This window comes from Massilia sp. GCM10023247 (assembly GCF_042653325.1).
Taxonomy (GTDB): Bacteria; Pseudomonadota; Gammaproteobacteria; order Burkholderiales; family Burkholderiaceae_D; genus Telluria.
In genome coordinates this window covers 77,367-94,738 of the sequence record NZ_JBHSIB010000024.1, presented here as the reverse complement: position 1 = coordinate 94,738, position 17,372 = coordinate 77,367, and the positions used below count along the sequence as shown (strand labels likewise).

Genomic DNA, 17,372 nt, shown 5'->3' with positions numbered 1-17,372 from the left:
CAATCTTCATCGCACCGCCCTTTCTGTTCTTGTTATTTCATATACGGCGGGACATTACCCGCGATCCGGTCGAATTCGGCCTCGCGCAAGGGCAGGCGCCGGAAGGCCGCCCAGCTCTCGCGCGGCCGCAAATTGTCGCCCTGGGCCGAATCGGTCCCGTACAGCACGCGCCCCACGCCGATCTGGCGGATGCGCTGCACCAGCAGCGCCGCGGCCTGCGGCGTGATGGCGCGGTCGGCGATCGAGGCGACGTCGAACCACAGCTTCCTTGTCGCCGGATGGCCCCGTTCGCAAGCCTGCGCCAGCTCGGCCAGCACTTCGCGCGCCGGCGGGTCCTCGAAACCGGGGCCGCTGCCCGCGAGGTGCGCCACCTGCACCGCCACATCGGGCGCGGCCGGCAAGACCTGGTCGAGGAAGGCACGCGCCTGCGCCGCGCCGTAGGGCCGCTGCTTGCCGATGTTCGCGCGCAGGTGAACGACGATCGCCATGCCGCGCGCGTTGGCAGCGGCGAACACCTCGGCCAGGCGGGCCGCGTGTGCCGGGTTCTCGAGCTGCACATCCGAGTTCCCCAAGTGCATCTTGATGCCGCGCCTGAGGCCGGGGTGGCTCGCGCAGCGCCGGATCTCCTCGATCGCATACGGTTTCAAGGGCGCGATCCCGCAAAACGCCACCAGCCGGCCCGGATACTGCGCGGCCTGGGCGGCGGTCCAGTCGTTTTCGCGCCGCACCTGCGCGTACTCGTCGTCCACCCTGCGGTTCGGGCTGCCGTACATGTAGGCGGTCGAGAGCAGCACGGCCTGCCCGATGCCGGCCGCGTCCAGCAGCGGCACCAGGTCTTTTGCCGGCAGCGGTTTGAGTCCGGCGCCGGGGCCGACCAGCGCCACGATCGCTTCGCTGAAGACGTGCTGGTGGTAGTCGCCGTTTGGCGCCGGCTGGGCGCGGGCCGCGCCGCAGGCCAGCAAGGCGGCCAGCGCCGCAAGGGAGAACAGCCCGGTTTTCATGCTTGCCTCCGAGTTGCCTGTGATGAGCGGCGCGCCGCTCAGGGGGCGGTGGCGGCACCCACCGTGTAGGTGACAAGGGCGTTGTCCGACCATGCCTTGTCGCCCAACTGCGGTCCGTCGCGCCGCGACTTCGGCAGCACCAGGCGCTGCGCGCCGTCCTCGATGGTCACGCTGTCCCAGGGCATGGCCGGGGCATCGAACTTGGCGATCTCGAGTTTCTTGCAGAGGTCAAAGCCAAACAGGCTCACCGTCGCCAGCACCGCGCGGAACTTCAATCCTTCGGCCTTCGCCATGGCGACCTGCGCCTCGCAGGCAAGGCGCAGGTCGCCCACGCGCCGCACGCCCTCCGGCAAGCCCGGCGAGCGTACTTCCACGTTCGGATGGTTGTACTCGCCCTGCCGGAAGTGGCGGTTGACCAGCACCCTGGCGTCGTCATCGACGACTTCGGCGGCGGGCAGCAAGGCAAAGGCGGTGTTCGACACCATCGGCAACGCCAGTTGCTGGTCGGCCGACACCAGTTCGACCCGGATGCCGGGCTCGGCCGGGTCGGTTTTCGGCAGGCGGAAACGCAGGGAGGCGCCCGGCGCCCGCGCGGCCACGCGGTCGTCGAATGCCGCGCGCGCGGTTTGCAGCATGCCGTACGGCCAACTCATCGGCTTGGCAGCCTCGCCTTCGCCGGATTCGGTGCGGTGGCCGACGGCAAAGCCATCGGCGGCGTGGACGCTGCCGGCCAGCGCCAGCGAGATCAGGAGTACGGCGATGCGCATGGAACTTCCCTTTTCGTTTGGATGGCGCACCTTAGCATCGCACACGCCCGGTTACCGGGGCGGTGCGACGAACGGTCGAAATCGTGGGGCGAAACGCACGCCGGGCTTCAGCGCAGCTCGGGCTGCGAAGCCGTCACGGCGCCGCCGGGCACCGCCGCGCCCTCCCCGCCGGTCGCGAAGCGCCGCATCGAATACGCGAACACCAGCCCGCCCGCATACATCAGCACCCCGTACAGGGCGCCGGGAATGGCCATCGCATCCTGCTTGAGCACGGTACTGGCGATCACCAGCGCCAGCGTCGCGTTCTGCACCGCCGTTTCGATGCCGAGGGTGATCGCCTGGCGGCGCGACAGGCGCGCCAGGCGCGCGACCAGGAAGCCGCACAGCAGCATGGCGAGGTTGAGCGCCACGGCGAACGGCGCCAGGGTGCTGAAGTTATCGCGCAGCAGCGCCCAATTCTTGGCGGCGGCGGCCGCGACGATCAGGATGAACAGCAGCGTCGCCACTTTGGTGGCCACCGGTTCCGCCCGTGCTGCCCAGCCCGGCTTGCGGCTGCGCGCCAGCATGCCCAGCGCCACCGGCAGCCCGACCATCAGGAAGATCTGGCCCATCATCGCCCCGACCGGGGCCGACACGGACTGCGCCGCGCCGGCGAAATGCGCGAGCGAGAACGACACGATCATCGGCAGCGTGAAGATGGTCAGCACGCTGGCGACCGCCGTGAAGCTGAGCGCCAGGGCGACGTCGCCGCGCGCGATATAGGTCAGCAGGTTCGAGGTGGAACCGGTCGGGCAGGCGGCCAGGATCATGAAGCCGACGGCAAACGCGCCGGTGAGGCCGGCCACCTTGATCATCGCAAAGCAGGCCAGCGGCAGCAGCACGAAGTGGCACAGCATGCCGACCAGCAGCGCGCGCGGCTGGCGTGCGATGCGGGCGAAGTCGGGCGGCGTCAGGCCGAGGCCCAGGGCAAACATGATGAAGGCCAGCGCGGCCGGCAACAGCACACTCGAAACGATGTCTCCTTGCATGGCTTGTCTCCTGTGGCCGCGCGGATGGCGGCTCGTATGGTTGTGTTGGACACGGCGCCGGGCGCGCGGTTCGGCACGGTTTGCGCCAGCGCAGTGTTTGCATCAGGAAAGCATACTTCGGAGCATATTGACAAGCTTTTATGGCGCGCGCGGCGCACTGCGAGTCGTGCGGGGGCGGCGCCGCGCGCCGTGCGATGATGTCAACCAATTATCAATCGGCGCCATCGGGTGCCGCCGGAACCGGCCCGGCAAGCCGCGTGGAGACCCGTGCCTACGCCATGTTGACCAGCATACTGATCATCCTGTTCCTGATCCTTCTCAATGGCGTATTCGCGATGTCGGAACTGGCGCTGGTATCGGCCAAACGCATGCGTCTCGAAAAATCGGCCGGCGAAGGCAGCCGCGGCGCACGCGCGGCGCTCGACCTTGCCGACGAGCCCAGCAACTTCCTGTCCACGGTGCAGGTCGGCATCACCCTGATCAGCATCTTCAACGGCGCCTTCGGCGAAGCCTCGCTGGTGGCGCAGCTGGTACCCCGCTTCGAGCAGGTCGCGGTCCTTGCCGCGTATGCCTACGAGGCGGCGCTGGGCCTGGTCGTGGTCTGCATCACCTTTGCCTCGATCATCCTCGGCGAGCTGGTGCCGAAACGGATCGCGATGACCTACCCGGAGGCGATGGCCACCCTGATCGCGCCGCCGCTGCGCCTGCTGTCGGCGCTCATGGCGCCGTTCGTGAAGATCCTGGCGCTCACCACCGACGCCATCGTGCGCCTGCTCGGCATCGGCCGCCACAAGGAAGCAGCGCCGACCGAGGAAGACATCACCGGCATGATCAAGGAGAGCACCGACGCCGGCGTGTTCGAAAAGACCGAGTACGACATCGTCTCGCGCGCCCTGCGCCTGGACGACCAGCACCTGAAGGCCTTGATGACGCCGCGCGTCGACGTCACCTTCATAGACTTGGAGGAGCCGCGCGAGGACAATCTCGAGCGCATCGCGAGCAGCCGCTACAGCCGCCTGCCGGTCTGCCGCGGCGACCGCTCGCAGATCGTCGGCTTCGTGCACACGCGCGACCTGCTGGCGCAGGCGGTGCGCGCCGGCTCGATGCGGGCGATCGACATCGAAAGCGCGGTCCAGGACATCCTCTACGTGCCGGAAAGCGTCAGTGCGATGGGGCTGCTCGAACTGTTCAAGAAGAACAATGCGGAACTGGCGCTGATCGTGGACGAATACGGCGACATCCAGGGCATGGTCACCCTCACCGACGTCATGAGCGCGCTGGTCGGCGACGTCACCGTGATCGGCGAGGAGCACGACCCGGACGCCGTCCAGCGCGAGGACGGCAGCTGGCTGATGGACGGCGGCATGGCGCTCGACCGCTTCCGCGACCTGATGGCGGTCGACCGCCGCTTCCCCGGCGAGGACGCCGGCGCCTACCACACGCTGGCCGGCTTCGTGCTCTACCAGCTCGGCTACATCCCGCAGCCGGCCGAGGTCGTGGCCTGGGAAGACTATCGTTTCGAGATCATGGACATGGACGGCAACCGCATCGACCGCCTGCTGGTGACGCACGTTCCGCCGCAGCCGGAGCCGGTCGAGGACGACGAAGAGCGCGACAATAGTCCATCCTGATGGCCAAGCCGGTGCCGAAGAAATCCCCTGGGTCGCCTGCTTTCGATATTTCAGACACCGGCAAACCCGGCTCCCGGGGAGATTACGGACCTTCGTTAACATGCGTCGACGGACGCCTCGCTTCAGGAGCAAGCACGGGGCGATCGCGGACGCTCTTAATCCTCCGCTAACATTGCCGCGCTAAGATGCCCGAACTGAACAGTTCGATCAAGGCGGGAATACACATGGATGCAATCAACGTCGGGCCAATGGCCCTGCCGGTGCGGGTACTGGCGCCGCTGATCGCCGTCGGGGCCGCGACCGCTGCCGCGGCCTGGTGGGCGCGCAAGCGGGCGGTCGACCCGTCGAACACGCTCTGGCACATGATCCTGTGGGGCTTCGTCGCGGCGCGCGCGGCCTTCGTGCTCAAGCACCTCGACACCTACCTGGCCGAGCCCTTGTCCATCATCGACATCCGCGACGGCGGCTTCGTCGCCTTTGCCGGCCTGCTGGTGGCGCTCGCCATCGGCCTGGAAGCGTCGCACCGCGCAGCCGCATTGCGGCGGCCGCTGCTGACTTCGTCGCTGGCGGGTGTGGTGGTGTGGGCCGCGGCCACGGTCGGCTTTTCGGCGGCCGGCCCGGCGCCGGCGCCGATCCCCGACCTGGCCCTGCGCCGCCTCGACGGCAGCAGCCTGCAGCTGGCCGCCACCGGCAAGCCGACCGTGGTCAACCTGTGGGCCACCTGGTGCCCGCCCTGCCGGCGCGAGATGCCGGCGCTGGGCGCGGCGCAGGCGGCCAATCCCGGCGTCGCTTTCGTTTTTGTGAACCAGGGCGAGGACTCCGCCGCCATCGAGCGCTACCTGGCCGACGAAAAGATCGCCATCAAGAACGTCACCCTCGACCCGGCGCGGCAGGTGGCGCGCGCCACCCACGCCGTGGGCTACCCGACCACCCTGTTCTACGACGGCCAGGGCCGGCTGGTGGCGCGCCACATGGGCGAGTTGTCGCGTGCGCAATTGAACGAGCAGCTGGACGCCCTCGGCGCGCGCTGAGCGGCGGCAGTGCGCCGCCGCGCGTACGCCGTATTGCTGAGCCGTGAGCGCCGGGATGGATTAGAATCACTGACTTTCGTCCCCAGGCGCAGCGGCAATGACCGAATCCACCCTAGCCTCGACCCCGGCGTCGACGCAACAACTCAAGCGCGGCCTCAAGAGCCGCCACATCCAGCTCATCGCCCTGGGCGGCGCGATCGGCACCGGCCTGTTCCTGGGCATCGCCCAGACCATCCAGATGGCCGGCCCCGCCGTGCTGCTCGGCTACGGCGTGGGCGGGCTGATCGCCTTCTTCATCATGCGCCAGCTGGCCGAACTGGTGGTGGAAGAACCGGTCGCCGGTTCCGTCAGCTATTTCGCCGACAAGTACGGCGGCCACATGGCCGGCTTCATCACCGGCTGGAATTACTGGGTGATGTACATCCTGGTCAGCATGGCCGAGCTGTCGGCGGTCGGCATCTACGTCCAGTACTGGTTCCCGGAGGTGCCGACCTGGGTGTCGGCGCTGGTCTTCTTCTGCATCATCAACTCCTTCAGCCTGCTCAAGGTCAAGGCCTTCGGCGAGCTCGAATTCTGGTTCGCCGTAATCAAGGTGGTGGCCGTGATCGGCATGATCCTGTTCGGCGGCTGGCTGCTGGTCTCGAACACGGCCGGACCGGAAGCGGGGGTCGCCAACCTCTGGCGCCACGGCGGCTTCTTCCCGAACGGCGTGCACGGCCTGGTGATGGCGATGGCCGTGATCATGTTTTCCTTCGGCGGCCTGGAACTGATCGGCATCACCGCGGCCGAGGCCGACGACCCGGCGCGCTCGATTCCGCGCGCCACCAACCAGGCGCTGTGGCGGGTGCTGATCTTCTATGTCGGCGCCCTGTTCATCCTGCTGTCCCTGTTCCCGTGGACCAAGGTGGTGCAAGGCGGCAGCCCCTTCGTGCTGATCTTCGCCGCGCTCGACAGCACCGTGGTCGCCACCGTCCTCAACATCGTGGTGCTGACGGCCGCGCTGTCGGTCTATAACAGCGGCGTCTACGCCAACACCCGCATGCTCTACGGCCTGGCTGCGCAGGGCAATGCGCCGCGCGCCATGATGAAACTCACAAAGAACGGCGTGCCGCTGGCGGCGCTGGGCGTGTCGGCGGCCGCCACCGGCATCTGCATCAGCGTCAACTATTTCCTGCCGGGCGAGGCGTTCGGGATGATGATGGGGCTGGCCACCGCGGGCCTGATCATCAACTGGGCGACGATCTCGATCGTCCACCTGCGCTTCCGCGCGGCCAGGCCGGGGCGCAAGCCGGTGTTCCCCAGCCCCTGGTTCCCGCTGTCGAACTATGCCTGCCTGGCCTTCCTGGCCGGCATCCTGTGGGTGATGTACCAGACGCCGGGACTGCGCGTCTCGGTGTACCTGATTCCGGCATGGCTGCTGTTGCTGTGCGTGGGGTATGTGGTGCGTCAGCGCAGGGCGCGCGCAGGCTGAGCTGCGCTGGCGGCTGGGCGGCGTTTACGCGTGGAGTCGGGACTCCACCCTACGCGGCTCCCGGGTCAGGACGGCTCCACGCGCAGCCTGCCGTGCGCTGGATGATGCCGCATCGCAGTATGATTGTGCGCCCCCACGATTAACCGGACAAGCCTGTCCACCATGACTACCCTCCGAGCCGACGCGGCGCTGCGGCGCGACCAGATCCTCGATGCGGCCGATGCGGTCTTCGCCGAACGCGGCATCACCGCGCCGCTCGACCTCGTCGTGAGCAAAGCGGGCGTCGGCCGCGCCACCCTCTACCGCAACTTCCCCGACCGCGCCGCCCTGGTCGAGGCGCTGTTCGGGCGCGCCCTCGACACGCTGGAGGCGCATGGAGCGCACGGCGACGTCTTCGCGCTGGTGGAACTGGCCGCGCTGCGCCTGGTGGAATCGCCGGCGATCGCCGATTACTGGCGCGCGCTGGCACCGGGCGACCCGGCCGCGCAGGCCGCCCGCGAGCTCCTGGCGCGCTGCTTCCTGGCGCTGCTGGCGGCGGCGCAGCAAGCCGGCGCCTGCCGCGCCGACCTGCGCCCGGGCGACCTGCTGCTGGCCCACGGCATGCTGGGCGCGGCCCTGAGCGGCAGCACGCCCGCGCGGCGCCGCGCCCTGGCGCGGCGCGCGCTCGACCTGATACGCACCGGCCTGGCCGGGCCGGCGGGACCGTCCTGAATGGCCCAGCTACTGAAACCCACGCCCGACTGGGAAGAACACGAGAAGCCCACGCTGCCCGGCTCGGCGTCGATGCCCCATCACAGGCCGGCGGTGCGCGCCGCCTATGCGCTGGTGGCCCTGCTGGTCGGCATTACCGGCGGGCTCGGCAACGCCCTGGTCTCGGTCAACCTGGCCACGATCCAGGGCCAGCTCGGCCTGACGCCGTCGGAAGGCACCTGGCTGCCGGCCGCCTACGTGATGGTCAACATCACGGTCAACCTCTTGATCTTCAAATTCCGCCAGCAATACGGGCTGCGCCTGTTCACCGAGATCGGGCTCGGCCTGTATGCGGCCGTGACCCTGCTGCACCTGCTGGTCGGCAGCTTCGAAACCACGGTGGCGGTGCGCGCCGTGAGCGGGTTTGCCGGCGCGGCCGCCACGACGCTGTCGATGCTCTACATGCTGCAGGCGCTGCCGCGCGCCTACACCGGCAAGATGCTGGTCATCGGCGTCGGCATCCCGCAGCTGGCCACGCCGCTGGCCTGGCTGCTCTCGCCCACGCTGCTGGTCTACGGCCAGTGGCACAACCTGTACCTGTTCGAGGCCGGCCTGGCACTGTGCTCGCTGGCGGCCGTGGTGGTGCTCAAGCTGCCGCCCGGGATCCACGTGAAAGTCTTCGAAAAGCTCGACTTCCTGACCTTCGCGCTGATGGCGCCGGGCGCCGCGATGCTGGTCGCCGTGCTGGCCCAGGGCTATTCGCACTGGTGGTTCGACACGCCCTGGCTGGCCTGGCTGCTGATCGGCGCGCTGCTGCTGATCGGCACCGCGCTCTACATCGAGCACCACCGCGCCAACCCGCTATTGCAAACCCGCTGGCTGGCCACGCCCAGCGTGCTGCGCTTCATCGTGGGCGCCTTCCTGATCCGCTTCCTGACCACCGAGCAGGCCTTCGGCGCGGTCGGGATGCTGCGCGCGGTCGGCATGGGCCCGGACCAGATGCAGCCGCTGTTCGCCGTGGTGCTGGCCGGGACCATCGTCGGGATACTCTTCAGCGCGCTCACCTTCAGCCCCAAGACCCTGATCCCGCAGCTGATCATGTCGATCGTCCTGTTGGGCAGCGCCGCCATGCTCGACTACGGCCGCACCAGCCTGGACCGGCCGGAGAACTTCTTCCTCAGCCAGTTCCTGGTCGCCGTCGGCAGCGGCATGTTCATGGGCCCGCTGGTCCTGCTCGGCATCCTGCAGGCGCTCAAATTCGGCGCCAACTACGTGGTCACCTTCAGCGTCGTGCTGTCGATGACCCAGACCCTGGGCGCGCTCACCGGCTCGGCGCTGCTGAGCACCTACCAGCTGCACCGCGAGCAGGTGTACTCGAGCGAACTGGTATCCCAGCTCAATCCGGCCGACCCGGTCGTCGCCCAGCGCCTGCGCATCCAGGAACGGGTCTACGGCGCGGTCGTCGCCGACCCGGTGCAGCGCGCGGCGCAGGGCACGGCGCTGCTGGCCCAGGTGGCGCGCCGCGAAGCGAACGTGCGCGCCTTCAACGACGTGTTCGCGCTGAGCGGCACGCTGGCCCTGGCCTTCCTGTTCTGGTCGCTGTACGTGGCGGTGCGCGCCGCCATCCGCGAACGCAAGGCAGCCGCCCCCGACACCCCCGCCAATTCCGATCATCCGGCGCCCGCGCGCGCCGCCAACACCTGAGTTCCGCATGAACAGTCCTCCTCCACCGACCCGCGAAGAAACCGAACTGGCCGCCAACCCGCCGCCGCCGGGCGACTCGGACGACAGCCCGCCGCCGGCCACCGCGACGCCAGCCGCACCAGCGGCGCCCGCGCAGCCCGCCCCGCCGCCCAAGAAGATCAAGGCCTCGCCCTGGTCGATCGCGGCGATGGCCGTGGTCGCCCTGGCCGGCATCGGCCTGATCATGTGGGCCTGGCACCTCGGTCCCTTCAACACCAGCCGCGTCTCGACCGACAACGCCTATGTGCGCGGCGCCATCACGGTGCTCTCGCCCCAGGTCAACGGCTACGTCACCGAGGTGCTGGTCAAGGACTACCAGGTCGTCAAGAGCGGCCAGGAGCTGCTGCGCATCGACGACCGGGTGTACGCCGAGCGGGTACGCCAGGCCGAGGCCCAGCTGGCGAACGCCGTCGCCCAGCTGAACAACGCCGAGCAGACCCAGGCCCAGAACGCCGCCTCCACCGGTTCGGCCCGCGCCAACCTGGCGGCGGCCCAGGCCGAGCAGGCCCGTGCCCGCGCCGAACAGGCGCGCGCCGACGAACTGGCCGAGCGCGGCTCGGTGTCGCTCAACGAGCGCGACCGGGTACGCACCGCGGCGCGCCTGGCCGGCGCCAACGTCCTCAAGGCCCAGGCCGAGATCGAGATCGCCCAGCAGCGCAGCAAGGCCACGACGGTGTCGCGCGGCGGCCTCGAGGCCCAGGTGCGGATGGCCGAAGCCCAGCTCGCGCTGGCCAAGATCGACCTGTCCAACACCGTGATTCGCGCCCCGCGCGCCGGCCAGGTGAGCGAGGCCAGCGTGCGCCGCGGCCAGTACGTCACGGCCGGCTCGCAGCTGCTGTTCCTGGTGCCCGATACCCTGTGGGTGGTGGCCAACTTCAAGGAAGGCCAGACCTGGCGCATGCGCATCGGCCAGCCCGCCAGCTTCGCCGTCGACGCCTTCGAGGGCGCCACCTTGACCGGCCATGTGGAACAGATCGCGCCGGCCACCGGTTCCGAGTTTTCCGTGCTGCGGCCCGATAACGCCTCGGGCAACTTCACCAAGGTGGTGCAGCGCCTGCCGGTGCGCATCGCCATCGACCCGGGCCAGGCGCTGGCGGCGCGCCTGCGTCCCGGCATGTCGGTCACGGCCGAGGTGGACACGGGCGCCGTCGCGCGCGAGGCCCGCCGATGAGGCGGCGTGGAGCAGCCGCCGCCCTGGCAAGCTTGCTGGCGGCGGCCCTGTCCGGCTGCCTGCCGGCGCGCCGGGCGGCGCCGCAATTGTCTCAGGTGGCGGCGCCCGCGGACTGGCGCGAGCCGCTTGCCGGCGCCGCGCCGGTCGACCCGCAGTGGTGGCGCGGCTTCGGCGACCCGGCCCTGGCGGCGTTGGTCGAAGCGGCCCTTGCCCGCAACACGGATGTCCTGATCGCGGCGGCGCGCATCGACGAGGCGCGCGCCCAGGCCGACCTGGCGGAGGCGGCGCGCCTGCCTGCCCTGAGCGGTGCGCTGGGCGTCCAGGCGGCGCGCTCGCTGGAGCCGACCGGCATCAGCCGCACCCGGGTCGTCCAGCCGGCGCTGCAGGCGAGCTGGGAGGCCGACCTGTTCGGGCGCATCCGCAGCCAGGCCCGCGCCGCCGGCCTGGCCTGGCGCGCCAGCGTCGCCGAGCGCGATGCCGCGCAGCTGGCGGTCGCCGCCGCGACCGCCCAGAATTTCATTGCCCTGCTGGCCCTCGACGCCCAGCTGTCGATCACGCGCCAGACAGTCGACTCGCGCCGCGAAGCGCTACGCCTGGCGAGCGACCAGGCCCGGGTCGGCTACATCTCGCAGTTGCAGCTGACCCAGGCGCAATCCGAATACGAAGCCGTGCTGCAGGCGGTGCCGGAACTGGAACTGGCCGTGCGCCGCCAGGAGAACGCGGTCCGCCTGCTGGCCGGCGAGCTGCCGGGGCCGGTCGAGCGCGGCCAGGGCTTTGGCGGGCTGCGCGCGCCGCCGGTCCCGGGCGCCCTGCCTTCGCAGCTGCTGGCGCGCCGTCCCGACGTCGCCCAGCGCGCGCTGCTGCTGGCGGCTTCCGACGCCAGCCTGGCCGCGCGCCGCCAGGCCTTCCTGCCGCAGGTGACGCTCAGCGCCCAGCTGGGCAGCCTGTTCGTCAACGCGCTCGACTACGATCCAATCGCGGTCTGGAGCCTGGGGGGCAGCGTGCTGGCGCCGCTGTTCTCGGGCGGGCGCCTGAACGCCCAGTACGAGGCCGCCGCCTCGCAGCGCGACCAGGCCGCCTTTGCCTACCGGCGCAGCGTGCTGACCGCCTTTTCCGAGGTCGAAAACGCACTGGCGGGCGTGCCGCGCCTGCAAGAGCAGGTCGAGCACGCAAGCCGGCGCCGCGCCATCCTCGCGCGCTCGCTCGGCTATGCGCGCGACCGCTACCAGGCCGGATATGCCTCTTATCTCGAGGAACTGGATGCCCAGCGGAACTTGTACCGGGTGGAGCTCGACCTGGTTACGCTGCAGCGCACACAGTTCGATAACCTGGTGTCGCTGTACCGGGCGCTGGGGGGCGGCTGGCCGGGGACGGCGGTTCCTTGATGCAATCCTGACAAGCGCAGGTTTGGCCGGTATCGCCTTTGGGGTCCCCTGGATATGTTACGGTTCGAGCGGATCCGGGCGCCGGCACGGGTCGGTCTGCTAGTGGTAGCGATCGCCGCGTGGATGGCGGAGCCGTCCACCCTACGGGGACGCGCTGAAGGTAGGGTGGACGGCTTCGCCGTCCACGCGTCGATCGCCGACGTTCGCATGGTCGTGCCGGTTCCGGCGCCCTAAAACCGGCCACCGGAATGCTGCACAGCACCACGAAAATACTTCCCTGCAGAGCGTGTGCGGGGTCTTGCAGGATTTATCATCTCAGCTTGCCGCATATCACCTCACAAAGGAAACGCGCACTATGAGCCAGGGTAATCCTCTGTCGCTGCATGTCCCGGAGCCAACCGGCCGCCCGGGTTGCAAGACCGATTTTTCGTATCTACAACTTAGCGCCGCCGGCGAAGTCCGCCGGCCCAACGTGGATGTCCAGTTCGGCGACACCGCCGACCTCGTCTCCTCCCTCATCCGGGTGCTCGACGACGACGGCAATGCCGTCGGCCCGTGGGCACCCGAGCTCAGTGCCGAGCAAATGCGTTTCGGCCTGCGCACGATGATGAAAACCCGCATCTTCGACGCGCGCATGGTCATCGGCCAGCGCCAGAAGAAGATGTCGTTCTACATGACCTCGCTCGGCGAGGAAGCCATCGGCACCGCCCAGGCGCTCGCCCTCAAGGATGGCGACATGTGCTTCCCGACCTACCGCCAGCAAAGCCTCTTGATGGCGCGCGAATATCCGATGGTCGACATGATCTGCCAGCTGCTCTCGAACGAGCGCGACCCGATGAAGGGCCGCCAGTTGCCGGTCATGTACTCGGTCAAGGAAAAGGGCTTCTTCTCGATCTCGGGCAACCTGGCCACGCAAGTGCCGCAGGCGGTCGGCTGGGCCATGGCTTCGGCGATCAAGGGCGACACGAAAATCGCGTCGGCCTGGATCGGCGACGGCGCCACCGCGGAGAGCGACTTCCATACCGCGCTGACCTTCGCCCACGTGTACCGCGCGCCCTGCATCATCAACGTCGTCAACAACCAGTGGGCGATCTCGACCTTCCAGGCGATCGCCGGCGGCGAGAGCGTGACCTTCGCCGCGCGCGGCGTCGGCTCCGGCATCGCCTCGCTGCGGGTCGACGGCAACGACTTCCTGGCCGTGTACGCGGCCTCTTGCTGGGCCGCCGAGCGTGCCAGGAACAACCTCGGTCCGACGCTGATCGAATGGGTAACCTACCGCGCCGGCCCCCACTCCACCTCCGACGACCCGTCGCGCTACCGTCCCGCCGACGACTGGACCCGTTTCCCGCTGGGCGACCCGATCGCCCGCCTGCGCCAGCACCTGACCAAGCTCGGTGCCTGGTCCGACGCAGAGCACGACCGCGTGCAAAGCGAGCTCGAGGCCGAAGTCCTGGCTGCGCAAAAGGAAGCGGAACAGTACGGCACGCTGGCCGATGGCCGGGTGCCGAGCGCGGCGTCGATGTTCGAGGATGTCTACAAGGACATGCCTGAACACCTGCGCCGCCAACGTCAACAATTGGGAGTGTGAGATGGCGCGCGATACCGAAACGAACGATCAAGATCCGGTCCCGGCCGCAGCAACGGACGGGACCACCTCGCAGATGACCATGATCCAGGCCCTGCGCTCGGCCATGGACGTGATGCTCGGGCGTGACGACAATGTGGTGATCTACGGACAGGACGTCGGCTATTTCGGCGGCGTGTTCCGCGCCACCGACGGCTTGCAGGCGAAATACGGCAAACCGCGCGTGTTCGACGCGCCGATCTCCGAAGGCGGCATCGTCGGCACCGCGGTCGGCATGGCCGCCTACGGCCTGCGTCCGGTGGTGGAGATCCAGTTCGCCGACTATTTCTATCCGGCGTCCGACCAGATCGTCTCCGAAGCGGCGCGCCTGCGCTACCGCTCGGCCGGCGACTTCACCGCGCCGCTGACGATCCGCATGCCCTGCGGCGGCGGCATCTACGGCGGCCAGACCCACAGCCAGAGCCCGGAAGCCCTGTTCACCCACGTCTGCGGCGTGCGCACGGTGATGCCCTCGAACCCGTACGATGCCAAGGGCTTGCTCATCGCCTCGATCGAGAACGACGATCCGGTCATCTTCCTGGAACCGAAGCGCCTGTATAACGGCCCCTTCGATGGCCACCACGACCGTCCGGTCGTGTCCTGGGCCAAGCACCCGATGGGCGAAGTCCCGGACGGCTATTACACGGTCCCGCTCGACAAGGCGGCGATCTTCCGGCCCGGCAGCGACCTGACCGTGATCACCTACGGCACCATGGTCTGGGTGTCGGAAGCGGCCGCGATGGAAACCGGGGTCGACGCCGAAATCATCGACCTGCGCACCCTGTGGCCGCTCGACCTCGACACCATCGTCGCATCGGTGAAAAAGACCGGCCGCTGCGTGGTCGTGCACGAGGCAACCCGCACCAGCGGCTTCGGCGCCGAACTGGCGGCATTGGTACAGGAACACTGCTTCTATCACCTGGAAGCGCCGATCGAGCGCGTCACCGGATGGGACACCCCCTATCCGCACGCGCAGGAATGGGCGTACTTCCCCGGCCCCGACCGTGTCGGCGCCGCGTTCAAACGTGCAATGGAGGCAAAATAAGAATGGGTATTCACGTCATCAAAATGCCTGACCTGGGTGAAGGCATCGCGGAAGTCGAAGTCGTCGCCTGGCACGTCAAGCCGGGCGACACGGTCAAGGAAGACCAGGTGCTGGCCGACGTCATGACCGACAAGGCCACCGTCGAAATCCCCTCGCCGGTGAACGGCACCGTCACTTCGCTCGGCGGCAAGCTCGGCGAAGCGATGGCCGTCGGCGCGGAGCTGATCCGCCTCGAGGTCGAAGGCGCGGGCAATTTCAAGGGAGAGATCCCGGCCCCCGCTTCGCACCAGCAGGCAGCCACCACCGCCGCGCGTGCCGACGGCGGCGCCACCGTCGACGAATTCATCCCGGTCACCGTGGCGCAGCCGGAAACGGTCGTCACGAGCGTGACCAGCGCGGACGATGCCGCGCCGGCGAAAGCCGCGCCGCCGATGTCGCCGCCGGCGCATGCGGCCGCTGTTGCCACGTCGGCGCCGGCCCACCATGGCCGCGCGCCCGGCGAAAAGCCGCTGGCCGCGCCCGCCGTGCGCCAGCGTGCCTGGGACATGGGCGTCGAACTGCAGTACGTGACCGGCTCCGGCCCGGCCGGCCGCATCACCCACGCCGACCTGGATGCCTACGTGTCGCGCGGCCAGGCGAAAGCGGCCGAAGGCGACCGCCGCTACGCCCCGCTCGAGGGCGAGCAGGCGATGCCGGTGATCGGCATGCGCCGCAAGATCGCCGAGAAGATGGCCGAAGCCAAGCGCCGCATCCCGCACTTCACCTATGTCGAGGAAATCGACGTCACCGAACTGGAAGCCCTGCGCGTCCAGCTCAACGCCCGCTATGCCGGCAGCCGGCCGAAACTGACCCTGCTGCCGCTGATCATGCGCGCCGTGGTGCTGGCGATCCGCCAATACCCGTCGGTGAACGCCCGTTTCGACGACGAGGCCAACATCGTCACCACCTACAACCCGGTCCACCTGGGCATCGCCGCCCAGACCGACGCCGGCCTGATGGTGCCGGTGGTGAGGAATGCCGAAGCGCGCGACCCCTGGTCGGCAGCAAGCGAGGTGGCGCGCCTGGCCGAAGCCGCGCGCCTTGGGAAGGCGCTGCGCGAGGAGCTGACCGGTTCCACGATCACGATCACCAGCCTGGGTGCGTTGGGCGGCATCGTCACGACGCCGGTCATCAACCGCCCGGAAGTGGCGATCGTCGGCGTCAACCGCATCATCGACAAGCCCGTGATCCTGAACGGCGCCATGGTGGCGCGCAAGACCATGAACCTCTCGTCCAGTTTCGATCACCGCGTGATCGACGGCATGGTGGCGGCGCAGTTCATCCAGACCATCCGCGGCTACCTCGAATGCCCGGCAACCCTGTTCGTGGAGTGAGCCGATGAATCTGACGACAACCCTGTTAGTCATCGGCGGCGGCCCCGGCGGCTACGTCGCCGCGATCCGCGCCGGCCAGCTCGGTATCAAGACCATCCTGGTCGAAGCCGGCCAACTGGGCGGCACCTGCCTGAACATCGGCTGCATCCCCTCGAAAGCCCTGATCCACGCGGCCGAGGAATTCGAGAAGGCGACCCACTACGCGGGCGACTCGCCGCTCGGCATCTCGGCCGGCGCGCCCTCGATCGACGTCAAGCGCACCGTCGGCTGGAAGGACGGCATCGTGAAGCGCCTGACCGGCGGCGTCGGCGCCCTGCTCAAGAAGAACGACGTCCAGGTGATCAACGGCCTGGCGCGCATCCTCGACGGCAAGACGGTCGAAGTCAGGACGGCCTCCGGCGAGCTGCAACGCGTGCACTGCGAGCACCTGCTGCTGGCCGCCGGTTCGGAGGCGGTCGAGCTGCCCTTCATGCCTTTCGGCGGCAACGTGGTCTCGTCCACCGAGGCGCTGTCTCCGGCGACGATTCCGAAGCAACTCGTCGTGGTCGGCGCCGGCTACATCGGGCTGGAGCTGGGTACGGCCTACCGCAAGCTGGGCGCACAGGTGACGGTGGTGGAAGCGGCGGAGCGCCTGCTGCCGGCCTATGACGCCGAGCTGACCAAGCCGGTCGGCGCAGCCTTGAAGCGCCTCGGCGTCGAACTGCGCCTGGGCTCGAAGGTGCTGGGCCTGAACGCGGCTGGCGACGGCGTGCGCGTGCAAGGCGCGGACGCCGTCGAAACGGTGCTGGCCGCCGACCGGGTGCTGGTGGCAGTCGGGCGCCGTCCGCGCTCGGCCGGCTGGGGCCTGGAGTCCTTGCAGCTCGACATGAACGGCCGCGCGGTGAAGATCGACGACCAGTGCCGCACCTCGATGCGCAATGTCTGGGCCATCGGCGACCTTGCCGGCGAGCCGATGCTGGCGCACCGGGCGATGGCCCAGGGCGAGATGGTGGCCGAGATCATCTCCGGCAAGCGCCGCCACTTCATGCCGGCAGCCATGCCCGCGGTCTGCTTCACCGATCCGGAAGTGGTCGTGGTCGGCATGTCGCCGGGCGAAGCCGAGGCGGCCGGCATCGACGCCATGTCCGCCAGCTTCCCGTTCGCGGCCAACGGCCGGGCCATGACGATCGAGTCGACGGACGGTTTCGTCCGTGTCGTGGCGCGCCGCGACAACCACGTCATCCTCGGCTGGCAGGCCGTCGGGCGCGGTGTGTCGGAACTGTCCACGGCGTTTTCCCATTCGATCGAACTGGGCGCGCGCCTGGAAGACGTCGGCGGCACCATCCACGCCCACCCGACACTGGGCGAGGCGGTGCAGGAAGCGGCGCTGCGGGCGCTGGGACACGCGCTGCACATCTAAGGACTCCCGGCCC

General features: G+C 69.1%; 14 protein-coding genes. 11 read left to right on the top strand and 3 right to left on the bottom strand.

From position 1 onward, the window contains the following. Positions 1-32: 32 nt before the first annotated feature. The 3 genes from ACFPAH_RS19605 to ACFPAH_RS19595 form a co-directional block, all read right to left on the bottom strand. Complete coding sequence (locus ACFPAH_RS19605) at positions 33-1,001, bottom strand: amidohydrolase family protein (protein ID WP_379748669.1); 969 nt, start codon at positions 999-1,001, stop codon at positions 33-35. Positions 1,002-1,039: 38 nt separating this feature from the next. Next, the gene (locus ACFPAH_RS19600; protein ID WP_379748667.1) at positions 1,040-1,768 is read right to left on the bottom strand and encodes a hypothetical protein; all 729 of its coding nucleotides are present in this window, start codon (positions 1,766-1,768) and stop codon (positions 1,040-1,042) included. Positions 1,769-1,875: 107 nt separating this feature from the next. Beyond that, entirely contained in the window at positions 1,876-2,796 is a 921-nt protein-coding gene (locus ACFPAH_RS19595; RefSeq protein ID WP_379748665.1) for a bile acid:sodium symporter family protein, read from the bottom strand. Between the two features lie 278 nt (positions 2,797-3,074). Here ACFPAH_RS19595 and ACFPAH_RS19590 point away from each other — a divergent pair, with 278 nt between their 5' ends. From ACFPAH_RS19590 to lpdA, 11 genes are all read left to right on the top strand, one after another. Next, a complete protein-coding gene (locus ACFPAH_RS19590; protein WP_379748663.1) occupies positions 3,075-4,427 on the top strand; it encodes a hemolysin family protein in 1,353 nt (450 codons plus the stop codon). 224 nt (positions 4,428-4,651) lie between these two features. Continuing rightward, a complete protein-coding gene (locus ACFPAH_RS19585) occupies positions 4,652-5,458 on the top strand; it encodes a prolipoprotein diacylglyceryl transferase family protein (RefSeq protein ID WP_379748661.1) in 807 nt (268 codons plus the stop codon). 97 nt (positions 5,459-5,555) lie between these two features. Next, complete coding sequence (locus tag ACFPAH_RS19580; protein ID WP_379748659.1) at positions 5,556-6,929, top strand: amino acid permease; 1,374 nt, start codon at positions 5,556-5,558, stop codon at positions 6,927-6,929. A 162-nt stretch (positions 6,930-7,091) separates the two neighbouring features. After that, on the top strand, positions 7,092-7,640 hold the full coding sequence (locus tag ACFPAH_RS19575) for a TetR/AcrR family transcriptional regulator (protein WP_379748657.1): 549 nt from the start codon (positions 7,092-7,094) through the stop codon (positions 7,638-7,640). Next, entirely contained in the window at positions 7,641-9,323 is a 1,683-nt protein-coding gene (locus tag ACFPAH_RS19570; protein ID WP_379748655.1) for an MFS transporter, read from the top strand. Positions 9,324-9,330: 7 nt separating this feature from the next. Beyond that, positions 9,331-10,533, top strand: coding sequence for an HlyD family secretion protein (locus ACFPAH_RS19565; protein WP_379748653.1), 1,203 nt, complete (start codon positions 9,331-9,333; stop codon positions 10,531-10,533). Further along, positions 10,530-11,918 (top strand): efflux transporter outer membrane subunit, encoded by a 1,389-nt coding sequence (locus ACFPAH_RS19560; protein WP_379748651.1) that lies wholly within the window; start codon positions 10,530-10,532, stop codon positions 11,916-11,918. The genes ACFPAH_RS19565 and ACFPAH_RS19560 overlap by 4 nt, the downstream gene beginning before the upstream one ends. Positions 11,919-12,273: 355 nt before the next feature. Continuing rightward, positions 12,274-13,506 carry a 3-methyl-2-oxobutanoate dehydrogenase (2-methylpropanoyl-transferring) subunit alpha gene (locus ACFPAH_RS19555; RefSeq protein WP_379748649.1) on the top strand — a complete coding sequence of 411 codons (1,233 nt, stop codon included), beginning with the start codon at positions 12,274-12,276 and terminating at the stop codon, positions 13,504-13,506. A 1-nt stretch (position 13,507) separates the two neighbouring features. After that, a complete protein-coding gene (locus ACFPAH_RS19550; RefSeq protein WP_379748647.1) occupies positions 13,508-14,587 on the top strand; it encodes an alpha-ketoacid dehydrogenase subunit beta in 1,080 nt (359 codons plus the stop codon). A 2-nt stretch (positions 14,588-14,589) separates the two neighbouring features. Beyond that, entirely contained in the window at positions 14,590-15,960 is a 1,371-nt protein-coding gene (locus tag ACFPAH_RS19545; protein ID WP_379748645.1) for a dihydrolipoamide acetyltransferase family protein, read from the top strand. Positions 15,961-15,964: 4 nt separating this feature from the next. After that, a complete protein-coding gene (gene lpdA, locus ACFPAH_RS19540; RefSeq protein WP_379748643.1) occupies positions 15,965-17,359 on the top strand; it encodes a dihydrolipoyl dehydrogenase in 1,395 nt (464 codons plus the stop codon). Positions 17,360-17,372: the final 13 nt, after the last annotated feature.